Here is a 19,858-nt window from a genome sequence, read left to right on the forward strand (position 1 = left end):
GATTTGCATGCGTTGCGCGTCGCTGCGATTCAGACCTGTTTCAACGCATTGAGATGCGATGATGCGGAGCGCCCGTGGTCGATCGCGGAGATGGCGATGGCTGCGATGACCGCTGGAATTGCGATCGCAAAAAAATCCTGGACCAGCGGCAGCTCCATGCCGACCAGTGCGCCGACGAGAACCGGCGCGACAATGGCACCCAAACGTCCGACGCCCAGCGAGAATCCGACTCCCGTGGCCCGTATCGCAGCCGGATAGTATTGACCGGCATAGGCGATCGTGACGATCTGGTTACCGATAGTCGCTGCGCCCGCGAGCGCTACGAAGACCAGAGACCATGCCATCGGCAGACGATACCCGAGCAATGCAATCGAAACCGCCGCGAGCACGTACATGCCGACGAGAACGCGCTTGATGTGAAAACGGTCTGCGAGCCAGCCACCGCCCACTGCGCCCAGGACCGCGCCGAGGTTGAGCGCGAGGATGAAGGTCAATGCGGAGCCGAGTCCGTAGCCCGAGCCGACCATCAGCTTGACGAGCCACGAACTGAGCGCGTACACCATGAAAAGGCACATGAAGCAGGCGAGCCAGAACATCAAGGTGCTGAAGGCGCGTCCATCATCGAAGAGCTGGGAAAACACTGCTTTTGAAGCATCGCCGCGATCGGAGAGGAGGAACTGTGTCGGTTCATCAGAAGAAAAGCGCGGATCAATTCGCGTGAGTACATTCTTCAATTCGTCGGACCGATTCGCCGCGAGCAAATACGACACTGATTCCGGCAACGCGCGCAAAACGAATGGCACGAGCAGTACCGGCAAGCCCGCTGCAAGAAAGACAGATTGCCACCCGTGCGCCTCGATGAGACCTTTTCCCAGCAACGCGGCGACCACGCCGCCGATCGAATAGCCGCTGAACATCAGCGTTACCATGGTACTGCGCACCCGTCGCGGCGAGTACTCGGTCATGTGCGCTACCACGTTGGGCATGACACCGCCCATGCCGAGTCCCGCGATGAACCGGCTCGCGCTGAAGGTCAGAGGATCATGCGCGAGACCGGCCGCTGCTGTAAATACGCTGAAGAGCGCGAGACACAGTGCAATCGTGCGGCGTCTGCCGATTCGTGCGGAGACCATACCGAATACAACGTTGCCGAACATCATGCCGAAGAGTGCGCTGCTGACCATCATGCCCGCTTTGGCGGGCGTCACGGCCAGATCTTTCATCATCGCGGGCAGCGCAATGCCTGCAACTGCGAGATCGTATCCGTCGAAAACGATCATCAGCGCACACCAGAACAGCAGGTTCCAATAAAACGAATTGAGGCGTGCGTTGTCGAGCACTTGCTGCAGGTCTATCGTGCGCATAGTCGGAATACCGCTATCCAGGGTTGGCAACGCCACGCGCTGAACGGCGTGGCACGTGAAGACGTTTGCTTGGTTGTTTATGGCGGGAGGCAGTGAGCGTTTCGAACGTACAAGCCGGATGCGTTCATGTGTTTCCTTCTGAACGGACTGGCTATCCGCGATCAGTGTCCAGATACTAGGTGGGTCATAATTTTTCGATCAAGATTGATTTTCAAAATCGACTATCAGGGCGTGATACGTTCCTGAGCCAAGACGAAGTGAATCGGCTGCAAGGGATTCCATGCAGCGAGGGGATGGAGATTGTTCGGTCGAAAGCGGTGCTTTGTCGCCGGAGCGCTGTCAGCTGCCGTTAGAAGTCGCGGAAATATACTTCGCGCGCGGGCGCAGCATAAACGCCTGCATGCGCTGCTCGACGACATGTGCGCACCAGCCTGCCGTGCGGCCGAGAATCCACAATGCCGTGGCGCTTCCTCTCGGCATGCCGAGCGCGCGTGTCAGGGGCACCAACGCGAGGGCGAGTCCTGGCGTCATGCTGTCTTCGTCGCGCAGACGTTCGAGAACCTTCAGCGTTTTGCGCACGGCCGGATCGTGATTGCCGCAGCGGCTCGCCAGCGAAAGAATCCATTCGGCTCGCGGGTCACCCGCCGGATACAGCGGATGATTGAAACCGTACAGGCTGGCGCCGCGAGTGCGCACGAGTTCGAGGCGCGAATTCGGCACGCCGCCGCGCGGATCGTCGAATAGCTGCGTTTCCACACGATCGGTCGCTGCTCCTGTCGAATAGCCCACGTGCGCGCTGATGGCTGCGGCGACGCAGTTGCAGAGCCCTGCATCGATCGAGGCGGCGACACGAGCCGCGAACGTGGCAGGCGTGAGTTCGTGATCGGCGAGGATCACGAGCGTGGAATTCACTGCCTGCACGGCTTGCGGCGTGACCGGCGCGCCACTCGCACGTAGTGCCCATGCGGCAAGCGCTTCGCCCGGCTTACGCGGGATATACCGGCCGTTCTTCGAAAGAAAACCCAGGCAACCGGCAAACGCATGAAGAATCGTGCGTACCGTCTGCACGGTGGCGCCATCGGCCATCTCGGCGCGATCCCTTCCACGCATGCCGAGATTCAGGGCGACCATGGCCATCAGATTGCCGATGTCATCGGGTGCGACAGCCTTTGCGTGCGACGCGAGCAATGCGGCCGTGTCGGGGGACATGTCGACGAGCGGCCAATTGGCCTGCGTGTCCTGCCAGACACCGGTGATCAGAAAATGCACGACCACTTCGAACGCGTGTCCCGCCTGCGCCAGATCGAGGGCGCGGCGGTTGCGATAGACGGGGCCGTGCTCGTCGATACTGGTGATCGATGACGCAACCACGGGTTCGCCCCAGCGCATCGAAGTACCGGCCGTGACGGAGCGCGGCAGTCTTCCGCGCCCACGCGCGGCGAATCGTTCGACATCTTCGCTTGCGTAAAGATGACGTTTGGTCCCGGCCACGGGGACGCTGCGAATGAGACCACGACTCACGTACGAATAAAGCGTGGCGACCTTTACGCCGAGCGTCGCAAGCGCTTCTTCGCGGGTCAGAAAGTCGTTTTGCTTCTTCATGTCGATTTTAAAAATCAATCTTGATCAACTATGAGCGGGATATCTAGTATTCACACAAGGACAGGTTGAATCAAGTATAGCCACGTTCCCATACCCCGCAATATGGCGCTTGATACGCGCACGCGTTCAGCCGTGCCAACGAAAAGCGCGAACCCATTCTGGAGGAGACGAAATGAATGTCGCCGTGCGCGATGCCCAGCCGTCCGATGCGACGGCTGCCGAAGCCCCGATCACCTGGCACGTGGACGAAGTGCCGTGGGTTCCGCTGACGGGCCTGTTTATCAACAAGTCCGGCTACAAAACGATCGCCGACACCACGTATACCGGTAACGCGTACAGCATCGAGCTGACGTCGGTCGGTCCCGGCGGATTCTCTCCGACCCATGTCGAGCCGCATGCTCACCTGTTTTACGTGCTCTCAGGGCACGGCGAAGTGACAGTCGGGGAGGAAATCAAAGCGGTCGCGGCCGGCTCGGTCAGTCCGATTTCGGCAGGCGTGCCTCATTCTTTCCGCAATCTCGGCGATTCGGCGCTGGAAATGCTGGTGGTCTACCATCCGCCGCGTGTGCGCAACAAGCCCCAAACGACAAGGCTGCCCGCGATGGTCCATGCGATACGCCACGAGGCGCAGCGTGTCGTCAGCGTGGAGTTGCGGCCGCAGCCGGGGGCGACATTCCCCGCTTTCGACGCGGGGGCTCACGTCGATGTCCACCTGCCCAACGGAATGGTTCGCAGCTATTCGCTGTGCAACTCGGCGAGCGACAAGGACCGGTATGTGATCGGCGTGCTCAATGTCGAAGAGAGCCGCGGCGGATCGCGCTACGTCCATGAGCAGTTGCGGGTCGGAGCGCAAATCGGCATCTCGAAGCCGCGCAATAATTTTCCGCTTCACGAAGACGCGGTTCATACCGTGCTGATCGCGGGTGGAGTCGGCATCACGCCGATCCTGTCGATGGCACGGCGGCTCCGCGCGCTCGGACGATCGGTGGAACTGCTGTACTGCGCGCGTTCGCGTCGCGAGGCAGCGTTCGTCGAAACGATCGACACGCTTGGACTCGAGGTCCAGTGGCATTTCAACGACGAGCACGGTGAGCGTGTCGATCTCATGCAATTTCTCGCCACCCGACGCCGCGACGCGCATTTCTATGCGTGCGGTCCGACGCCGATGCTCGATGATTTCGAGCGCCACTGCCGCGAGCTCGGACTCACGCAAGTGCACCTCGAACGATTCGTCGCACGCAATGCGCCAGCGGAAACGAAGAAGCGCTACCGGGTCGAACTGAGCCGCTCGGGACGCAGTCTCGAAGTCGCACCAGGCAAGACGCTGTTGCAGACCCTGCTCGATGCTGGGGTCGATGTGCCGCACGGCTGCACGCAAGGCTTGTGCGGCGCATGCAAGACGCGCGTGCTGTCCGGCGAGCCAGACCATCGCGACACGGTGCTGAGCGCGAGCGAGCGTGAGAGCAACACGGCGATGACCGTATGCGTCTCGGGATGCAAGGGCGAGTCGCTGGTGCTCGATCTCTAGGAAAGCAACATGCAGCGGCAGGCGTCGCCGCGCTGGTGGCCGTTGATCGTGAGACGCGAGGGAGGTGGCGGACTCAACGCAATGAGCAACGCATGTCGGCGTCGCGGGGCGACGCTTTCAGCCATTCCTGATATTTCATCGGGTCTTGTCGGTTGAGATCGTGGCGTACGCTTGCTTGACGCCCGGAATCACGCACGGTCATCAGGCGAACTGAGGCCGCATAATTCCCGCAACAGAATCGACGAATGTCCCTGCCCGCAGCCACCGTTACGCAGGTTATCAGCGGTCAGAGACAATTCGTCGCGACAGTCACATCAGCGTCTCGCACTCACCATGGCAGCGAGTAGGTCTTCGTATTGGTAAAACTCTTCATAGCCTCCTGCACGCCTTCCTTGTAGCCGAGCCCCGAATCCTTTACTCCGCCGAACGGCGTGAGCTCGAGCCGGTAACCCGGCACCTCGCGCACATTCACGCTGCCCACCTCCAATTCGGTGATGAAGCGCGTAATGTAGTCGAAGCGGTTCGTGCAGATCGACGACGACAGTGCGTAGTCGGTGCAGTTGGACATGCGGATCGCTTCGTCGATATTGGAAAATCGCATGATGGGCGACACGGGGCCGAACGTCTCGTGTTCGACGAGCGGCATGTCGGGCGTGACGCGATCGACGACAGTCGGCGAATAAAGCGCGCCCTCACGACAGTTACCCGCAAGCAGACGCGCGCCGCGCGACAATGCGTCGTTCACCTGGCGCTCGCAGAATTGAGCGGCAGCCTCGTCGATAACCGTTCCCATGTCCACCGAACTATCCGCGGGATTGCCATATTTCCACGCACGGGTCTTGTCCACGACCAGGTCGGTAAAGCGGTCGGCAACCGACTCGTGCACCAGCATGCGCTTGATGGCCGTGCATCGTTGGCCCGAATTCTTGTAAGAGCCCGATACGGCGAGTGAGCTGGCTTCGTCGAGATCGGCGTCTTCCATCACGATGATCGGGTCGTTACCGCCGAGTTCGAGCACCGCGCGGCGGTAGCCCATTCGCGAAGCAATGGATTTGCCGATCGAGACACCGCCGGTGAACGTAATGAGATCGACAGCCGGGTTCGTGATCAATTCGTCGGCGATCACGCGAGGGTCGCCGGTCAGTACTTGCAACATCTGCACTGGCAAGCCTGCTTCATAGAGAATGTCGGCGAGCAGGTAGCATGACAGCGGCACTTTCTCCGAAGGTTTCACGACGATACGATTGTTCGTCGCAATCGACGGCACGATCTTGTGTGCGACCTGATTCATCGGGTGGTTGAACGGCGTAATAGCAGAAATCACGCCAAGCAGCGGATCCCGTTGCGTGTAGACGCGCCGCTTCTTGCCGTGAGGCGTGAGATCGCACGAAAAGATCTGGCCGTCGTCTTTCAGTACCTCGCCCGCGCCGAAAACCAGCACGTCCGCGACGCGGCCGGCTTCGTAGATCGAGTCCTTCTTGCACAAGCCCGCTTCCGCGGTGATGAGCGCGGCGATTTCTTCCGTGCGCGCACGCACTGCGTCGGCGGCGCGGCGCAGGATCGCCGCGCGCTCATAGCGCGTCAAGGCCGGACGATATGCGCGCGCGAATTCGAACGCGCGGCGCACGTCCTCGAGCGTTGCTTTCGGAACCGTGCCGACGAGCGTGCCGTCGTATGGGTTGCGCACTTCGATCACTTCGTCGCGAAAGATTTTTTCGCCGCCGATACGCAGTGCTTCGTGACGCGCTTGCAATTGAGCCTTGGTTTCCACAACAGCGTTCATGTCCGATCCCCGCTCATTGAAGGTGGTTGAGTGCGATGTCGATGATGTCGAAGTTGCGCAGCCGTGCCCGCTCGCCGACCGATTTGGCGACCGGCTGATTGAACAGGAGCGGGACGATCTGCTCCGCGAGGCCGCCATGCGAACGCAGCGGCACATCGAGACCGGACAGGTCGTGCTTGATGCGCCGCGTGCCGAGCACCACGTCGCGCGTCGAGATCACGATCAGGTCGCCCATGCGCGCCGGCGGCAGTTCGAAACGCGCGCAGCCTTCAGCGCCCGTCAACACGAGTTCGATGCCGGGAACCTCGGCCAGCTTGCGGCGCATCTCTTCCAGGTCCGCAGACGGGGGAAGGTAGACCGTCGCGAACGATCCAAGCGCGCCGTGATGCACGACATAAGGATCGGTGATCGGCAGGATCACGCGGGCAGCGTCCTCGCCAAGCCACTGGTCGAAGCGCTCCTGCAGATAGATCACGTTGGGCTCGCCGTCGTCGTTGTGCTTGGCGTTCATCCCATGATCGGCGGTGATCGCGACAATCGCGCCCAGCTCGTCGAGCCGCTGCAGATAGCCGTCCATCATCTGATAGAACGCGTTCGCGCCGGGCGTGCCCGGTGCGCACTTGTGCTGGACGTAATCGGTGGTCGACAGATACATCAGGTCGACTTCACGGGTTTCGAGCAGCCGCACGCCGGCCGCGAATACGAACTCGGACAGGTCTGCGCTATACACGCTCGGCACCGGCTTGCCGACCAGTTCGAGCAGGCCGTCGATACCGTTCTCCTCGAGCGTCGCTTCGTCGGCTTTCTCGGCCGAGAAACACACGCCCTTCAGGCCTTTGCCGAGCAGTCGGCGCAGTTTGTCTTTTGCCGTGACCACGGCTACCTTGGCGCCCCGCTCAGCGAACCCGGCGAGCACAGTCGGCGCGATCAGGTACTTCGGGTCGTTCATCAGCACCTCGGTGCCGCTGTCGCGATCAAAGAAGTAGTTGCCGCTGATGCCGTGCACAGCGGGCGGCACGCCGGTGACGATCGACAGATTGTTCGGGTTCGTGAAGCTCGGCACCACGCATTCGCCCTTGAGGGCAGTACCGGGCCGCAATAGCTTGCCAAGAAACGGTGCGACGCCTGCCGCCGCCGCCATCTCCAGATATTCATACGCGCAGCCGTCTACACAAACCACCACAACGGGTCGATGCATCCAGTTGTAGCTACGGCCGTTCACTTCGATGGAAACCGGTGTTTCGCTCATGACGTGTCCTTTCGGCTAGGGGTAAGTCGGGTGTTGTTGATGAGGCATTATGTGGCAAAGTGTGGCAATACTTGACATTAAAATTGATGCTTTGTAGATTGTCAACAACAGACAACATTTAGATTTCTCCCAAAAGCAGTCATCAGGAAGGTTGCAACAAGCAGTGGTCCCGTAGCACCGGTCGTTTTCGTCGCTGGCCGCGACGCCACTTTCTCAAGGGGTCTGGAAATGAAGGAAAAGCAGGGGTTGACCAATCGCAGAAGTCGTTTGAACGTGGCGCTGCGCTGTCTCGTGGCTGCCGCCGTGACGTTGGGCGCAGTGGAGGCCGCGCATGCGAAAACGCAGTTGCTCGTCTATACGGCGCTCGAGGACGAAGCCATGAAGCCGTACAAGGACGCCTTCGAAAAAGCCAATCCGGATATCGAAATCCGCTGGGTACGCGATTCGACGGGCGCCGTCACTGCCAAACTGCTCGCGGAGAAAAACAATCCGCGTGCGGACGTGGTGCTCGGACTGGCCGCATCGAGCCTCACGCTTCTCGATCTGCAGGGCATGCTGATGCCCTACGCGCCGAAAGGCTTCGACAGCCTGACGCGCAAGTACAGCGATGCCAACACGCCGCCGCACTGGGTCGGCATGGACGTATGGGGCGCGACGGTCTGCTACAACCGCGTCGAAGCGGAGAAGCGCCACTTGCCCAAGCCGACCTCATGGGAGGACCTGACCAAGCCGGTCTACAAGGGGATGATCGTGATGCCGAGTCCGGTGTCGTCCGGCACCGGTTATCTGGATGTGACCTCGTGGCTGCAAACGTTCGGCGACGACAAGGGCTGGAAGTACATGGACGCGCTCGACAAGAACGTCGCGCAGTACGTGCACTCGGGTTCGAAGCCCTGCACGCTGGCCGGCACCGGCGAATTCCCGATCGGCATCTCATTCGAATTCCGCGGCCACGAATTGCAGTCACAAGGTGCGCCCATCGATCTGATCTTTCCCAAAGAAGGGCTCGGCTGGGACATGGAAGCCACCGGCATCATGAAAACGACGAAGCAGCCGGAAGCGGCAAAAAAACTCGCGGATTTCATGGCCAGCAAACAGGCGAATGAAATCACCGCGCAGTGGTGGGCGATCGTGGCGTATCCCGGCGTCGCGAAGAAACTCTCGGGCATCCCCGACAACTATTCGGAACTACTCGTGAAAAACGATTTCACCTGGTCCGCAAAGAACCGCGACGCCATTCTCGGCGACTGGCAAAAACGCTACGGCAGCAAGGAACAGAAGTAAGGCCGGGTCGAGCCGGATCTTGAGGAATGCCGAGGCGCGCGAACTGTGCGCCCCGAACGATGCGGCGACGCAACGCACGGTGTGCGTCGCCGCCATGCGAGCGAGCAGGCAAGCGGAAGCGGAGGAACAGATGACAGCGTATTTGAGCGTGCAGCGAGTCTATAAGCGGTTCAACGACACGCCGGTTCTGGAGGACATCAATCTCGGCGTGAAGAAGGGCGAGATGCTCTGTTTTCTCGGGCCGTCCGGATGTGGCAAGACCACTTTACTGCGCATCATTGCCGGGCTGGAAACACAGAGTGCCGGCCAGATCATGCAGGACGGCCGCGATATTTCGCGTTTGCCGCCGCAGCTTCGTGACTACGGCATTGTGTTCCAGTCGTACGCGCTGTTCCCGAATCTGACCATCTTCGACAACGTGGCCTATGGCCTTGTGAATCGGAAGATGAAGCGTGCGGCGATCGCCGATCGCGTGAACGAATTACTGGCGTTAGTTGGGTTGCCGGACGCGCAGCGCAAGCATCCAAACCAATTGTCGGGCGGCCAGCAACAACGCATCGCGCTGGCGCGTGCGCTTGCCACATCGCCGGGCCTGCTGTTGCTCGACGAACCGCTTTCGGCACTGGATGCCCGGGTGCGGGTGCGCTTGCGGCAGGAAATCCGCCAGTTGCAGCAGCGCCTCGGCGTGACGACGATCATGGTCACGCACGATCAGGAAGAAGCGCTATCGATGGCGGATCGGATCGTCGTGATGAATCAAGGTGTGATCGAGCAGATCGGCACGCCGCACGAAATCTATCGCGAGCCGGCGTCGCCGTTCGTTGCCGACTTCATCGGCAAGGTCAATCTGATTCCCGCGGAGGTGACGCACGACGGCAGCCTCAAGGCGGGTTCGATCGCCCTGCGCTATGGATGCGGAACGGGGCCCGCGATCCTGGGCTCGACAGTGTCGGCGTTCGTGCGCCCGGAAGACATCCATCTCAGTGCGCCCGACAGCGAGGCGGACAACCTGCTGTCCGCCTCCGTCCAGAAACTGGAATTTCTCGGTGCGTTCTGCCGGGTCAGTTTCAAGGTGGACGGCCTCGGCGACCAGGAGATCGTCGCCGACCTGTCGTTTCATGAAATGCATCGTAACCGTCTGCAGGCCGGGTCGCGTTTTCATCTGGCCATCAAACGCGAACACGTGTGCGTCTTCTCCGCCGCGAAGGAGCGACTGCAATGAGCGCCGTTCTGATCGAGCATCGCAGTGGCGACGACGGGCACGCCGAAGTTCGCCAGAAGAGCCATTGGCATGACCGCGTCGCGCAGTTGGCACTCGTGCTGATGTCGGCGTTTCTAGGCATGTTTCTGCTTTTGCCACTGGCGTTGGTGATCGGCAAATGTTTTGTCGATGCGGATGGCCGCTTTGTCGGGCTGGCGAATTTCACCGGCTATCTGGTGGATTCGGGCGTGTGGACGTCGACGTTGCATTCGGTGACGGTCGCTTGTCTCGTGACTGCCATCGTGATTCCAATGGCGTTTACATTCGCGTACGCACTGACCCGTTCGTGCATGCCGATGAAAAACGCTGTCCGCACAGTCGCGCTGCTTCCATTGCTCGCGCCGACGTTGCTGTCGGCCGTGTCGTTCATCTACTGGTTCGGCAACTCCGGCATTCTGAAGCCGCTGCTGCACGGGCATTCCATCTACGGATTGCCGGGCATCGTATGCAGCCTGGTTTACGCCGCTTTCCCGCATGTGCTGATGATTCTCGTAACGGCGCTGTCGCTCTCCGACGGACGCTTATATGAAGCGGCCGACGCGATGGGCACGCGCAGCGCGCGCAAGTTCTTCACGATCACGCTGCCTGGCGCGAAGTATGGTCTGATCAGCGCGACGATGGTGTCGTTCACGATCTGCATTAACGACTTCGGCGTGCCGGTGGTGATCGGCGGACCTTACTCCGTGCTCTCTACCGATATTTACAAGCTCATCATCGGCTTGCAAGACTTCAACCGAAGCGCGGTGGTCAGCCTGCTGCTGCTCTGTCCGGCACTGGTTGCATTCGCCGTCGACTTCTTCATTCGCCGCAAGCAGCAATCGCAGCTCGGCGCGCGTTCCACACCTTATCAACCGAAGCCGGCGCTGGGTTTCGACATGGCGATGCTCGGCTATTGCGCGATCGTCTGCACGCTGCTGCTGGCGGTGGTCGGCATTTCGGTGTTCGCCTCGTTCGTGAAGTTCTGGCCGTATCAGATGAGCCTCGGTTTGCAGCACTACAAGATGGGACTGATCGGCGCCGGGATCTTCGATGCCTACAAAAACAGTCTGAAAATGGCGGCGTGCGTGGCGATCGGCGGGACCATCATCGTGTTCGGCGGCGCATATCTCGTCGAGAAGACGCGGGGGCCACGCTGGTTGCGTGGGTTTATCAATCTGTGCGCGATTCTGCCGATGGGCGTGCCGGGTCTCGTGCTGGGCATCAGCTACATCTTTCTGTTCAACTCGCCTGCCAATCCTTTGAACGGTCTCTACGGAACGCTCGCGCTGCTGGCAATCGTCACGGTCGTTCACTACTACTCGTCGAGCCACCTGACGGCGGTCACCGCGCTTCGTCAGATCGACAACGAATTCGAAGCGGTCTCGGCTTCGCTGAAAGTGCCTTTCTACAAAACGTTTTTGCGTGTGACGGTGCCGGTTTGCCTGCCGTCGATCCTGCAGATAGCGCGCTATCTGTTCGTCAACGGCATGACCACGGTGTCCGCGGTTGCGTTTCTTTATTCCCCCGACACGCAGCCTGCCTCGGTTGCCATTCTCAATCTCGACGACGCCGGACAAATCGGACCGGCCGCGGCGATGGCCACGCTCGTCCTCGTGACGGCGGCGTTCGCGTGTTTGCTGTTTGCCGGCGTGTCGCATGGCGTATTGCGCAGAACCCAGGCATGGCGCACGCCGCGTCGTGGCTGAAAACGCGTCTTCATCAAAGATCGATAAGGAGTTACTGTGAAACTGTCCTCCGCACCCATTCTGCTCACTCCCGGTCCGCTCACGACTTCCGACCGCACGCGTCAGGCGATGCTGCGCGACTGGGGTTCGTGGGACGGCGACTTCAATCAGATTACCGCGCGTATCCGTCAACAGACGCTGCGCATCGTGCACGGCGAGGGCACGCATGAATGCGTGCCCCTGCAGGGCAGCGGCACGTTCTCAGTGGAAGCCGCGATCGGTACGCTGGTGCCGCGCGACGGACACGTACTCGTGCCGAGCAACGGCGCGTATTGCCAACGTATCGCGAAGATTTGCCGTGCGCTCGGCCGCCGTCACCAGACCATCGACTACGCTGAAGACACGCAGATCAAAGCGGCGGATGTCGATCGCGCACTCGCGGCCGATCCGGCCATCACGCACGTGGCGCTCGTGCATTGCGAAACCGGCGCTGGCGTGCTCAATCCGTTGCATGAGATCGCCGAGGTTGTCGCGAAGCACGGGCGCAGTCTGATCATCGACGCCATGAGTTCGTTCGGCGCGATCGACATCGATGCGCGCCGAACGCCTTTCGACGCCGTTGTGGCCGCCTCCGGCAAATGTCTGGAGGGCGTTCCCGGCATGGGCTTCGTGATCATTCGCCGCAGTGTGCTGGAACGTAGTGAGGGAAACAGCCCGTCGCTCGCGATGGATCTCTACGATCAATGGGCCTACATGAACCGCACCACGCAGTGGCGCTTCACGCCGCCCACGCATGTCGTCGCGGCACTCGACGAGGCGATCGCGCAATACGTGGAAGAGGGCGGCCTGCAAGCGCGCGGCGCACGTTATGCCAGCAATTGCCGGGCGCTGATCGAAGGCATGGCTGCGCTGGGTTTTCGGACCTTTCTCGATCCGTCGATTCAGGCGCCGATCATCGTCACGTTCCATGCCCCCGACGATCCCAACTACGACTTCAAGACCTTCTATACGGAAGTGAAGAAGCGCGGCTACATCCTCTATCCGGGCAAGCTAACCCAGTTGGAAACGTTCCGCGTCGGCTGTATCGGGCACTTCGGCGAATCCGGCATTCCTGGCGCGGTTGCCGCGATCGCCGACACGTTGAAGGCAATGGGGATCAAGCGGATATCGGCGAAAGCGGCGGCCTGAACAGGCCGGCGTCAAGGCTCCTTCTGCTTAAAGAGGCAGGAGCCAATCGCTTCTCCAACCAGAGTTAAACCGTTATATCAAGGCGAACCATTTATGCGTCCGTTCTGGATTGAACAAGCACTCTTTGCCGATGGATCATTGGCGCCCGCGCTGCAAGGCGCGACGACCGCGGATGTTTGCATTGTTGGCGGTGGCTTCACCGGTTTGTGGACCGCCATCCAGGCGAAGCAGAAAAAGCCCGAACTCGAGATCGTGATCATCGAAAGCGATCTGTGCGGCGCGGGCGCGAGCGGCCGCAACGGTGGCTGCCTGCTGACGTGGTCGACCAAGTTTTTCACGCTGCGGCGGCTGTTTGGCGAAGCCGAAGCGGTGCGGCTGGTCAAAGCGTCCGAAGCGGCTGTCGGACGGATTCGCGACTTCTGCGTGGAGCACGCTGTCGATGCGGAATTGCGCCTCGACGGCACGCTCTATACGGCGACCTCGCGTGCGCAAATCGGCGTGCTCGATCCGGTGATCGCCGCATTGAGCGAGCGCGGCATCAATTCGTACCAGCATCTTTCTGCGGATGAAGTGGCGAGCCGTTCGGGTTCGGCGCGCAATCTCGGCGGTGTCTATTCGCCGATCGCGGCGACAGTTCATCCCGGCAAGCTCGTGCGCGGATTGCGGCGTGTGGCGATCGAAATGGGCATTCGCATTTACGAACGCACGCCGATGCTGGAGTTTGCCGCCGGCGAACGCGTGACGGTGCGCACGCCGGCCGGCAGCGTGATCGCGTCGAAACTCGTGCTCGCCATCAATGCATGGATGGCGAGCCGTTTCCGGCAGTTCGAACGCACGCTGGCGGTTGTGTCCAGCGACATGATCGTCACCGAAAAATGCCCCGAGCTGCTGCATCGGATAGGCCTGAAAGATGGCGTGTCGGTGCTCGATTCGCGGATCTTCGTCTACTACTATCGCAGCACGCCCGACGGAAGGCTGATGTTGGGCAAGGGTGGCAATACGTTTGCGTGGCGCGGGCGGATCGCGCCGGTGTTCGATCAGCGCTCGCCCTATGAAACCGATCTGACGCGCAGCCTGCACGATTTCTTCCCCGCATTGCGCGACGTGCCGGTCACGGCTAGCTGGAACGGCCCGTCGGATCGGTCGGTCACCGGCTTCCCATTTTTCGGCCGGCTCGACAATGCGCCGAACGTGCTCTACGGATTCGGCTATTCCGGGAACGGCGTCGGGCCGACCTATATGGGCGGGCAGATCCTGTCTTCGCTGTTGCTCGATCTGGACAACGAGTGGACACGCAGTCCTTTGACGAACGGACCGTTGGGCTATTTCCCGCCTGAACCGATCCGCTTTGTCGGTTCGATTACCGTGCGTGACGCTATTCGCCGCAAGGAACGCGCGGAAGACGAAGACCGACAGCCGTGGCTCGTCGATCGCTTGCTCAGCAAACTGGCCAACGCCGCGGGCAAATCGGATAAAGCGTAGCGCAGCCGTTCAGCCTGTCTCAGCTTTTGGCGGTATGGTTCGCGGAAGCCGCCCAGCGTTCGTGGGCGCGCCGCATTCTGGCGAGGCCATGAGTAACGTGTTCGCGCACGAGCGCGACCGCGCGCTCCGCATCGCCTTTCGCGAGTGCGTTGACGATTTTCTCGTGCTCCGTCACGGACGTAGTCAGCGCGCTCTTTTCCGATTCGATGGCGGCCTGACGGAGCAAACCGAGCTGGCGGACGAGATGCCGGTACGTTTCGAGCAGATGCTGGTTGCCGACACCGGCGACCATCGCGTCATGCAACTGAACGTTCAATGTCGTGTACAGGGTGAGGTCGTGATCTTTCTTCGCGGCTTTCATCGAGGCGATGATGCGTTTGAGCGTTGCAAGCGTTTCGGGCGTCATCTGCTCGGCTAACGCGCGGGCAACCGATTCGTCCAGCATCGCGCGGACCTGGTAGATTTCCTCCGCCTCGCGCAGCGACAGCGCGCGCACCGTAACGCCGCGGTTTTTTTCGGTTTTTAGCAAGCCCGCCTGTTCCAGCGCGCGAAACGCTTCGCGCAATGGTCCGCGAGACACGTTCAGTCGAGCGGAAACTTCGACTTCGTTCAATTTCTCCCCAGGGGCGAATTCCCCGGAGACGATGCCCCGTTCGAGCGTTTCCTGGACTAGCGTGGCAAGGGAGTGCCGCTGCAACAATTCAATCGCGCTGGAGGGGCTTGGCGTGGTCATCGATGAGCGGTTGGCAGTGGAGAATGGACGGCGTGGCGTCAGTCTCCTGAACATAGCGTGGCAGCTTGTTTATTGTCAACAACCTTCGGTCGCGTCGCGCGTGACGCGTGGCGAACTCCGCGCCACTTTTGGTCGCTGCTTGCCTGGCGACGTCGAGGTAGGACTGCGCGAGCCGCGCAGTCCTACACCCGTCGAGGCAGACCGAGGCTCGCCTCGCTCAACGCTGCTGCTGCACGGCCAACAGCGGATTGACGACCTTGGGCGCCGCAGCCTTCTGATGCAGATCCTTGATGAACGCCTCGCTCAGCGCAATGACTTTTGCCGACGCTCGCGGATCGAATAGCGCGTGATCGAGCTCATCGAAAATGGCCGCCTTGACATGGGAAAAGCGCGACAGCTTCTTCCCGCGCTTGCCGAAATGCGCATTGAGCTGGTCCATTCCTTCGTCGCTTGAACCGTAGACGAAGAGAGTGCGCACGCCCTTGCGTTCGAGCGCATGCACGACGCCGTGCGGATGCGTCAACGTATCTGCTTCGGCCGCGCCGTTACGGTTGCCGGCTGCGTCCAGCCGATGCGAATGCAGGCGCGCGAGCAGAGTTGAAGCGACGGCCTGCGCGATCGGCCGGAACTTGCGCTTTCCGCTCAGAACGAGCCACCATTTGGACGGCTTGAATATCGCGGGCCCGACACGCTTCAGCGAGTTACGCTGCAACTCCTCCAGCTCCGCCATCGACATGTGCGGAGGTATGTAAAAACGCACGATGTTGACCGCGATGACGGCAGTGAGAGCCGGCTCCACGAGCGCCGCGCGCAAGGCGCTGTAGGCGCCCGAGCAGATCCCGAACGAGATGACCGTTTGATAGCCCTTGCGCTTGAGCCAGGCGGCGGCCGTCGCGACATCCTCGATGGTCGTGGATGCATGGATCTTCGGCACCAGATCGAGTGGCCCTTGTGGCGTACGCGGAGGACTGTCGCCGATGCCGCGCGCGTCGATGCGCATCGATGGGATGCCGCGCCGGGCCATTTCCCGCGCGATTCGAACCGATAGCCGGCTGTCGCCATGATGCACGCTGCCGGCAGTATTCGTGATCAGCATGACGGGCCCATACGCGATCCTGCCGCGCGGTTCGCACAGCATGCCGAACAGGCCGTTGGCGCCGAAGATGACCGGGCGCTCGCGGGCTTCGGGCGTCTCGATGATCGCTTCGTCGTCGAGGGATACGCTCGGCCGTGCGCCTCTGTTCATCGAGTTGTGCACGCGCATACCCGGGACGCCGTCCACGATCCATTTCACGGCCTCTCCGAATGCGCGAGCCGGCACTGTCGACGACTTCGTCTCGTCCATATATTCGAGGTAGCCGTCCAGCAGGCCCGTTTCGACCGCGACGCCGCGTCCGCGCAGCGTCGAACACAGCGAGGCGCTTGCGCGGGCGCGTGCATCGAGCACGAGAGCACGCGTGAGAACCGGAGCGTGTTGGTCCATTGCCTTCGAGAGATCGAGCGCGTCCAGTTCACTGCAAAGCCGGTCGCTGTAAATCTGTCCCAGCACGTTGAACGGCTTGTCGCGCTGCGCGGCGCGCAAGGACGGGGCGAGATTGTCGAGCCAGACCTTGCGCACCGCGGCCAGTTCGCGCAGATAGGTGCGCCCGCGCGTGACGGGCGCGAGCAGCACGAGCGAGTCGGCCGCGCATGCACGCGATGCCAGCGCGGCGAGCGCCCCGCCGAGACGCAAGCCGCAGAGCGTCACGCTGGTCACGCCGGTCAGTTCCTTGAGGCGCTTGACGGCCGCGACGATATCGGACACGAAGGCGTCGAGGTGATGGGCATTGCCGTCGACGCCCGCCGAGTCTCCGGTTGCCAGATAGTCGAAGCGCAGCGCCGGAATGCCATACGCGGACAACTCTTCGGCGAGGTAACGGATGCCCTTGTGGCACCACGGCTCCTCATGGCCGAACGGGCTGCAGAGCACCACGCCATGCGTGCCTTCTCCAGGATGAAGCCATCCAAAGCGTCCACCGAATGCGATCGGTTTCATGGCTTGCCTCGATCGGTCTGGTTGTTGTCGCCGACTGGGGCCGGGTGGCAAAAAGCGGACGTCGCAACATCTTTTGCAACTGCACCGCGCAGTGTTCTTGTCTCGTAGTGCATCAGTGTGAGCCTCTTTTTTGTTTTGAGCGTTTTGGTCGATTGGATCGCTCTTTAGAGGCCGGTTCGGTGCGCTAAACAACATTGCACGAGGCAGAGAATGAATTTGACCTGGACGACGTTTGCCTTTTAACAACGTTCAATGACTGCGCATATATTTTTTGAAAAAGTCGATTAAGGATTTACCCGGAGCCGTTGCGTTTTAACGTGATTTCACGCGGACTGTGCGAATCCGCACATAGCGCTGACGATTGCCACCAGTAATGTATTTTCGGGGAAAATCGGCCTCCGGATAAAATCGGGGCATAAATTGCGGTGAGCGTATCCGCGAGTACTCGTCCGAAGAAATAAAAATACGCCAAATGCGTTGTTTTTAGTATGTGACGCGGACAAATCAATCTTATCTACGAGTGAGGCTCGCGATGTGCAGCAGGCCCACGCGCGGGTGTCCGACGCTCGACGGAAACCGCCAATGCAGCTGGATTCAGCCTGCCTGTATGCGGGTGGAACCCGGCAGCACGCCGGCCGCAAATTTTTCGTAATCAAATCCTTTCGAATAAATTACTCATATATTAACTGATATTTAATCAGACAATAAAAATGTGTCGTTCCTGATACGTTTTTATCTTCATACGTTTAGAAAAATTTACCATTCAGCAGACAAAAGCGTCGGTATGGAAGTCATTGAAAAGATGGAGGTTCAGGGAATTTGTTCCGGATCTTGTAAAAAGTATGATGATATGATGTACATATTGTAACAAGTGTGACGTAGGACTGACTTTGGTAATCTGATACGATTATTAAGAGATGGTAATAATTTACCTTCTAGCTATTACTGTGCATCTCATCGGCCGCTTTAGCGCCATCGATATGCAAGTCTGGCGAACCCTTCCGGAAGACCCTGCTTTACCAATCCTGAATTTCTCTTTGCTTTAAGCGGAGATTTCTTCGGGTATTCGCTTGCGCCTGCGCGTATTCGCATCGCCGATTACGCGGGGTAACTCGTACTTAAGCGTTCGGGCTTTTGCGCCCGTTATCTCGCTTAATTTCCCTATTAACGCCTGTATGGTTGCGGTCGTTCGCCTGGGATTTGGCTTTTGATCGCGCCGGCATAGTTGGAAAGACTTTAATGATTAAGAATACACCAGCGGCAAGACTCCCTGTTTCGAACACTGAACTCACGGTCCGTCGTAAATTTCTGACGTCGTTGTTGGCCGGCGGCGGCGCGTTCGTGCTCGCCGCATGCGGCGGTGGTGGCGATGCCGCCAGTCCCGACGCGGTCGCGGACCGATACCGTCGCGGCGGTGGCGGCGCATCGAACCCGAGCGGCGCCAGTTCCTCGAGCGGCGCAAGCGCGCCGGCAACGGCAAGCTCGCCTGCATCGGCAAGCTCCCCGGCTGGCGCGAGCTCGCCGACGAGCACCCAAGGTGTTCTTCTCGATACGTCTTTCGGCGTAAAGGGCGATGGAACCACTAACGATCGCGTCGCACTCCAGCGCGCAATCGACGGCTCCATTGGACAGATTCTGCTGATTACCGGCAAGAGCCGGATCGACGTGGCCGGCCTCGACCTGCGCACCAATAGCCACGTGCGCTTTGCAAGCGGCGCTTCGATCAAACTGCTGGCGCATAATACCGATACGTATGAAATCCTGCGATTGGCGGACGTGGATAACGTCACGCTCGAAAGCCCGTATCTGGACGGCAGCAAGGAATTGAATTCGGCGAAGTCGGGCGAATGGGGGATGGGGATTTCGATTAATGGCGCAACGAATTGCACCATTACGTCTCCGACCACGATCAATTGCTGGGGCGACGGCATTTATATCAATAACAGCGATAAAAAGAGCAACGGCTACAGCACGAACATCACGGTCAATTCGCACCACGCGACCGGATGCCGTCGCCAGGGCGTATCGATTATCAGCGGCAGCGGCATCACATTTAATAGCCCGCTTTGGGAAAATATCGGCGGAACGGCCCCCGGTGCCGGTCTCGATATCGAACCGAATGATAATACCGCCGTGTTTCAAAACATCCGCATCGTCAGCCCGACGACGAATAACTGCGCCGGCGGCGGGATCAACGTTTATTTTGGCTTCTTCCCGGGTCCGGTCAACAAGACGGTCAGCATCAGCATTACCGGCCATACGGATACGGGAAGCCCCGGCGGCTCATTCAACGTTCAGGGCCTTCAATTGAATGGCTACGTCGTGAATGGATCGATTACCAGCGCCAACCCGGTCTGGAAGAAAACCGGGCTGAGCCTGGAAGACTGGGACAAGAACGGCCCGACGGTGACGGTCACCAACGCGCGCATTGGCTGATGAAGCGTTCCGCCGGTGGTGCGATACCGCAACGGATCGCGCCCCGGCTGCCTGACGAGCCGGTTGGGCCGGCCTGGTGCCGGCCCAAGACGTATTTTCAGGCTTCTGCGAAACCCGGTGGTCGCGCGAACCCAATTCGACTTCTCTGTAGATGGGTTTAAGGAGCTGCGGCCGAACGCGAATCAACATGTCCGACACGGGTAAGCTGAAACGTGCGACGCAGTTCGAAGCCCAGACGCTCATACAACC

The 19,858-nt window shown here is 60.2% G+C and carries 13 protein-coding genes and 1 pseudogene; 8 read left to right on the forward strand and 6 right to left on the reverse strand.

The window, feature by feature from the left end:
• Nucleotides 1-29: 29 nt before the first annotated feature.
• Nucleotides 30-1,364, reverse strand: a complete 1,335-nt coding sequence (locus PQR54_RS37060) for an MFS transporter (protein ID WP_408254751.1) — start codon at nt 1,362-1,364, stop codon at nt 30-32.
• Nucleotides 1,365-1,703: 339 nt separating this feature from the next.
• A complete protein-coding gene (locus PQR54_RS37065) occupies nt 1,704-2,966 on the reverse strand; it encodes a citrate synthase (protein ID WP_408254754.1) in 1,263 nt (420 codons plus the stop codon).
• Nucleotides 2,967-3,138: 172 nt separating this feature from the next.
• Here PQR54_RS37065 and PQR54_RS37070 point away from each other — a divergent pair.
• Both PQR54_RS37070 and PQR54_RS37075 read left to right on the forward strand, forming a co-directional pair.
• Nucleotides 3,139-3,519 (forward strand): annotated as a pseudogene (locus PQR54_RS37070) (cupin domain-containing protein); the annotation flags it as partial.
• Between the two features lie 48 nt (nt 3,520-3,567).
• Entirely contained in the window at nt 3,568-4,494 is a 927-nt protein-coding gene (locus PQR54_RS37075; protein WP_408254780.1) for a PDR/VanB family oxidoreductase, read from the forward strand.
• Nucleotides 4,495-4,822: 328 nt separating this feature from the next.
• Here PQR54_RS37075 and phnY read toward each other — a convergent pair whose 3' ends face one another.
• Together phnY and phnA are read right to left on the reverse strand one after the other, a co-directional pair.
• Complete coding sequence (phnY, locus tag PQR54_RS37080) at nt 4,823-6,277, reverse strand: phosphonoacetaldehyde dehydrogenase (protein ID WP_408254756.1); 1,455 nt, start codon at nt 6,275-6,277, stop codon at nt 4,823-4,825.
• Between the two features lie 13 nt (nt 6,278-6,290).
• Nucleotides 6,291-7,526 (reverse strand): phosphonoacetate hydrolase, encoded by a 1,236-nt coding sequence (gene phnA, locus PQR54_RS37085; RefSeq protein ID WP_408254759.1) that lies wholly within the window; start codon nt 7,524-7,526, stop codon nt 6,291-6,293.
• A 228-nt stretch (nt 7,527-7,754) separates the two neighbouring features.
• Between phnA and PQR54_RS37090 the strand changes: the two genes are divergently transcribed.
• From PQR54_RS37090 to PQR54_RS37110, 5 genes are all read left to right on the forward strand, one after another.
• Entirely contained in the window at nt 7,755-8,810 is a 1,056-nt protein-coding gene (locus tag PQR54_RS37090; RefSeq protein WP_408254761.1) for a putative 2-aminoethylphosphonate ABC transporter substrate-binding protein, read from the forward strand.
• Between the two features lie 130 nt (nt 8,811-8,940).
• A complete protein-coding gene (locus PQR54_RS37095) occupies nt 8,941-10,032 on the forward strand; it encodes a putative 2-aminoethylphosphonate ABC transporter ATP-binding protein (protein WP_408254764.1) in 1,092 nt (363 codons plus the stop codon).
• Nucleotides 10,029-11,756, forward strand: a complete 1,728-nt coding sequence (locus tag PQR54_RS37100) for a putative 2-aminoethylphosphonate ABC transporter permease subunit (RefSeq protein ID WP_408254766.1) — start codon at nt 10,029-10,031, stop codon at nt 11,754-11,756. The genes PQR54_RS37095 and PQR54_RS37100 overlap by 4 nt, the downstream gene beginning before the upstream one ends.
• Before the next feature lie 42 nt (nt 11,757-11,798).
• Nucleotides 11,799-12,923, forward strand: coding sequence for a 2-aminoethylphosphonate--pyruvate transaminase (locus PQR54_RS37105; protein ID WP_408254783.1), 1,125 nt, complete (start codon nt 11,799-11,801; stop codon nt 12,921-12,923).
• 93 nt (nt 12,924-13,016) lie between these two features.
• Entirely contained in the window at nt 13,017-14,405 is a 1,389-nt protein-coding gene (locus PQR54_RS37110) for an FAD-dependent oxidoreductase (protein WP_408254769.1), read from the forward strand.
• Nucleotides 14,406-14,424: 19 nt separating this feature from the next.
• Here the strand turns inward: PQR54_RS37110 and PQR54_RS37115 are convergent, their stop codons facing one another.
• Entirely contained in the window at nt 14,425-15,138 is a 714-nt protein-coding gene (locus PQR54_RS37115) for a phosphonate utilization associated transcriptional regulator (RefSeq protein ID WP_408254772.1), read from the reverse strand.
• 217 nt (nt 15,139-15,355) lie between these two features.
• On the reverse strand, nt 15,356-17,173 hold the full coding sequence (locus PQR54_RS37120; protein ID WP_408254775.1) for a serine aminopeptidase domain-containing protein: 1,818 nt from the start codon (nt 17,171-17,173) through the stop codon (nt 15,356-15,358).
• A 1,179-nt stretch (nt 17,174-18,352) separates the two neighbouring features.
• On the opposite strand from PQR54_RS37120, the gene PQR54_RS37125 reads away from it, so the two are divergent.
• Nucleotides 18,353-19,609: a hypothetical protein gene (locus PQR54_RS37125; RefSeq protein ID WP_408254777.1), complete on the forward strand. Its 1,257-nt coding sequence runs from the start codon at nt 18,353-18,355 to the stop codon at nt 19,607-19,609.
• Nucleotides 19,610-19,858: the final 249 nt, after the last annotated feature.

The organism is Paraburkholderia phytofirmans (assembly GCF_046028095.1).
GTDB classification, from domain to species: Bacteria; Pseudomonadota; Gammaproteobacteria; order Burkholderiales; family Burkholderiaceae; genus Paraburkholderia; species Paraburkholderia phytofirmans_A.

Bases quoted from the DNA above. Each gene is read 5' to 3' on its own strand.
- PQR54_RS37060 (WP_408254751.1), bottom strand. From the start codon at position 1,364: ATGCGCACGATAGACCTGCAGCAAGTGCTCGACAACGCACGCCTCAAT.
- PQR54_RS37065 (WP_408254754.1), bottom strand. From the start codon at position 2,966: ATGAAGAAGCAAAACGACTTTCTGACCCGCGAAGAAGCGCTTGCGACG.
- PQR54_RS37075 (WP_408254780.1), top strand. From the start codon at position 3,568: ATGGTCCATGCGATACGCCACGAGGCGCAGCGTGTCGTCAGCGTGGAG.
- phnY (WP_408254756.1), bottom strand. From the start codon at position 6,277: ATGAACGCTGTTGTGGAAACCAAGGCTCAATTGCAAGCGCGTCACGAA.
- phnA (WP_408254759.1), bottom strand. From the start codon at position 7,526: ATGAGCGAAACACCGGTTTCCATCGAAGTGAACGGCCGTAGCTACAAC.
- PQR54_RS37090 (WP_408254761.1), top strand. From the start codon at position 7,755: ATGAAGGAAAAGCAGGGGTTGACCAATCGCAGAAGTCGTTTGAACGTG.
- PQR54_RS37095 (WP_408254764.1), top strand. From the start codon at position 8,941: ATGACAGCGTATTTGAGCGTGCAGCGAGTCTATAAGCGGTTCAACGAC.
- PQR54_RS37100 (WP_408254766.1), top strand. From the start codon at position 10,029: ATGAGCGCCGTTCTGATCGAGCATCGCAGTGGCGACGACGGGCACGCC.
- PQR54_RS37110 (WP_408254769.1), top strand. From the start codon at position 13,017: ATGCGTCCGTTCTGGATTGAACAAGCACTCTTTGCCGATGGATCATTG.
- PQR54_RS37115 (WP_408254772.1), bottom strand. From the start codon at position 15,138: ATGACCACGCCAAGCCCCTCCAGCGCGATTGAATTGTTGCAGCGGCAC.
- PQR54_RS37120 (WP_408254775.1), bottom strand. From the start codon at position 17,173: ATGAAACCGATCGCATTCGGTGGACGCTTTGGATGGCTTCATCCTGGA.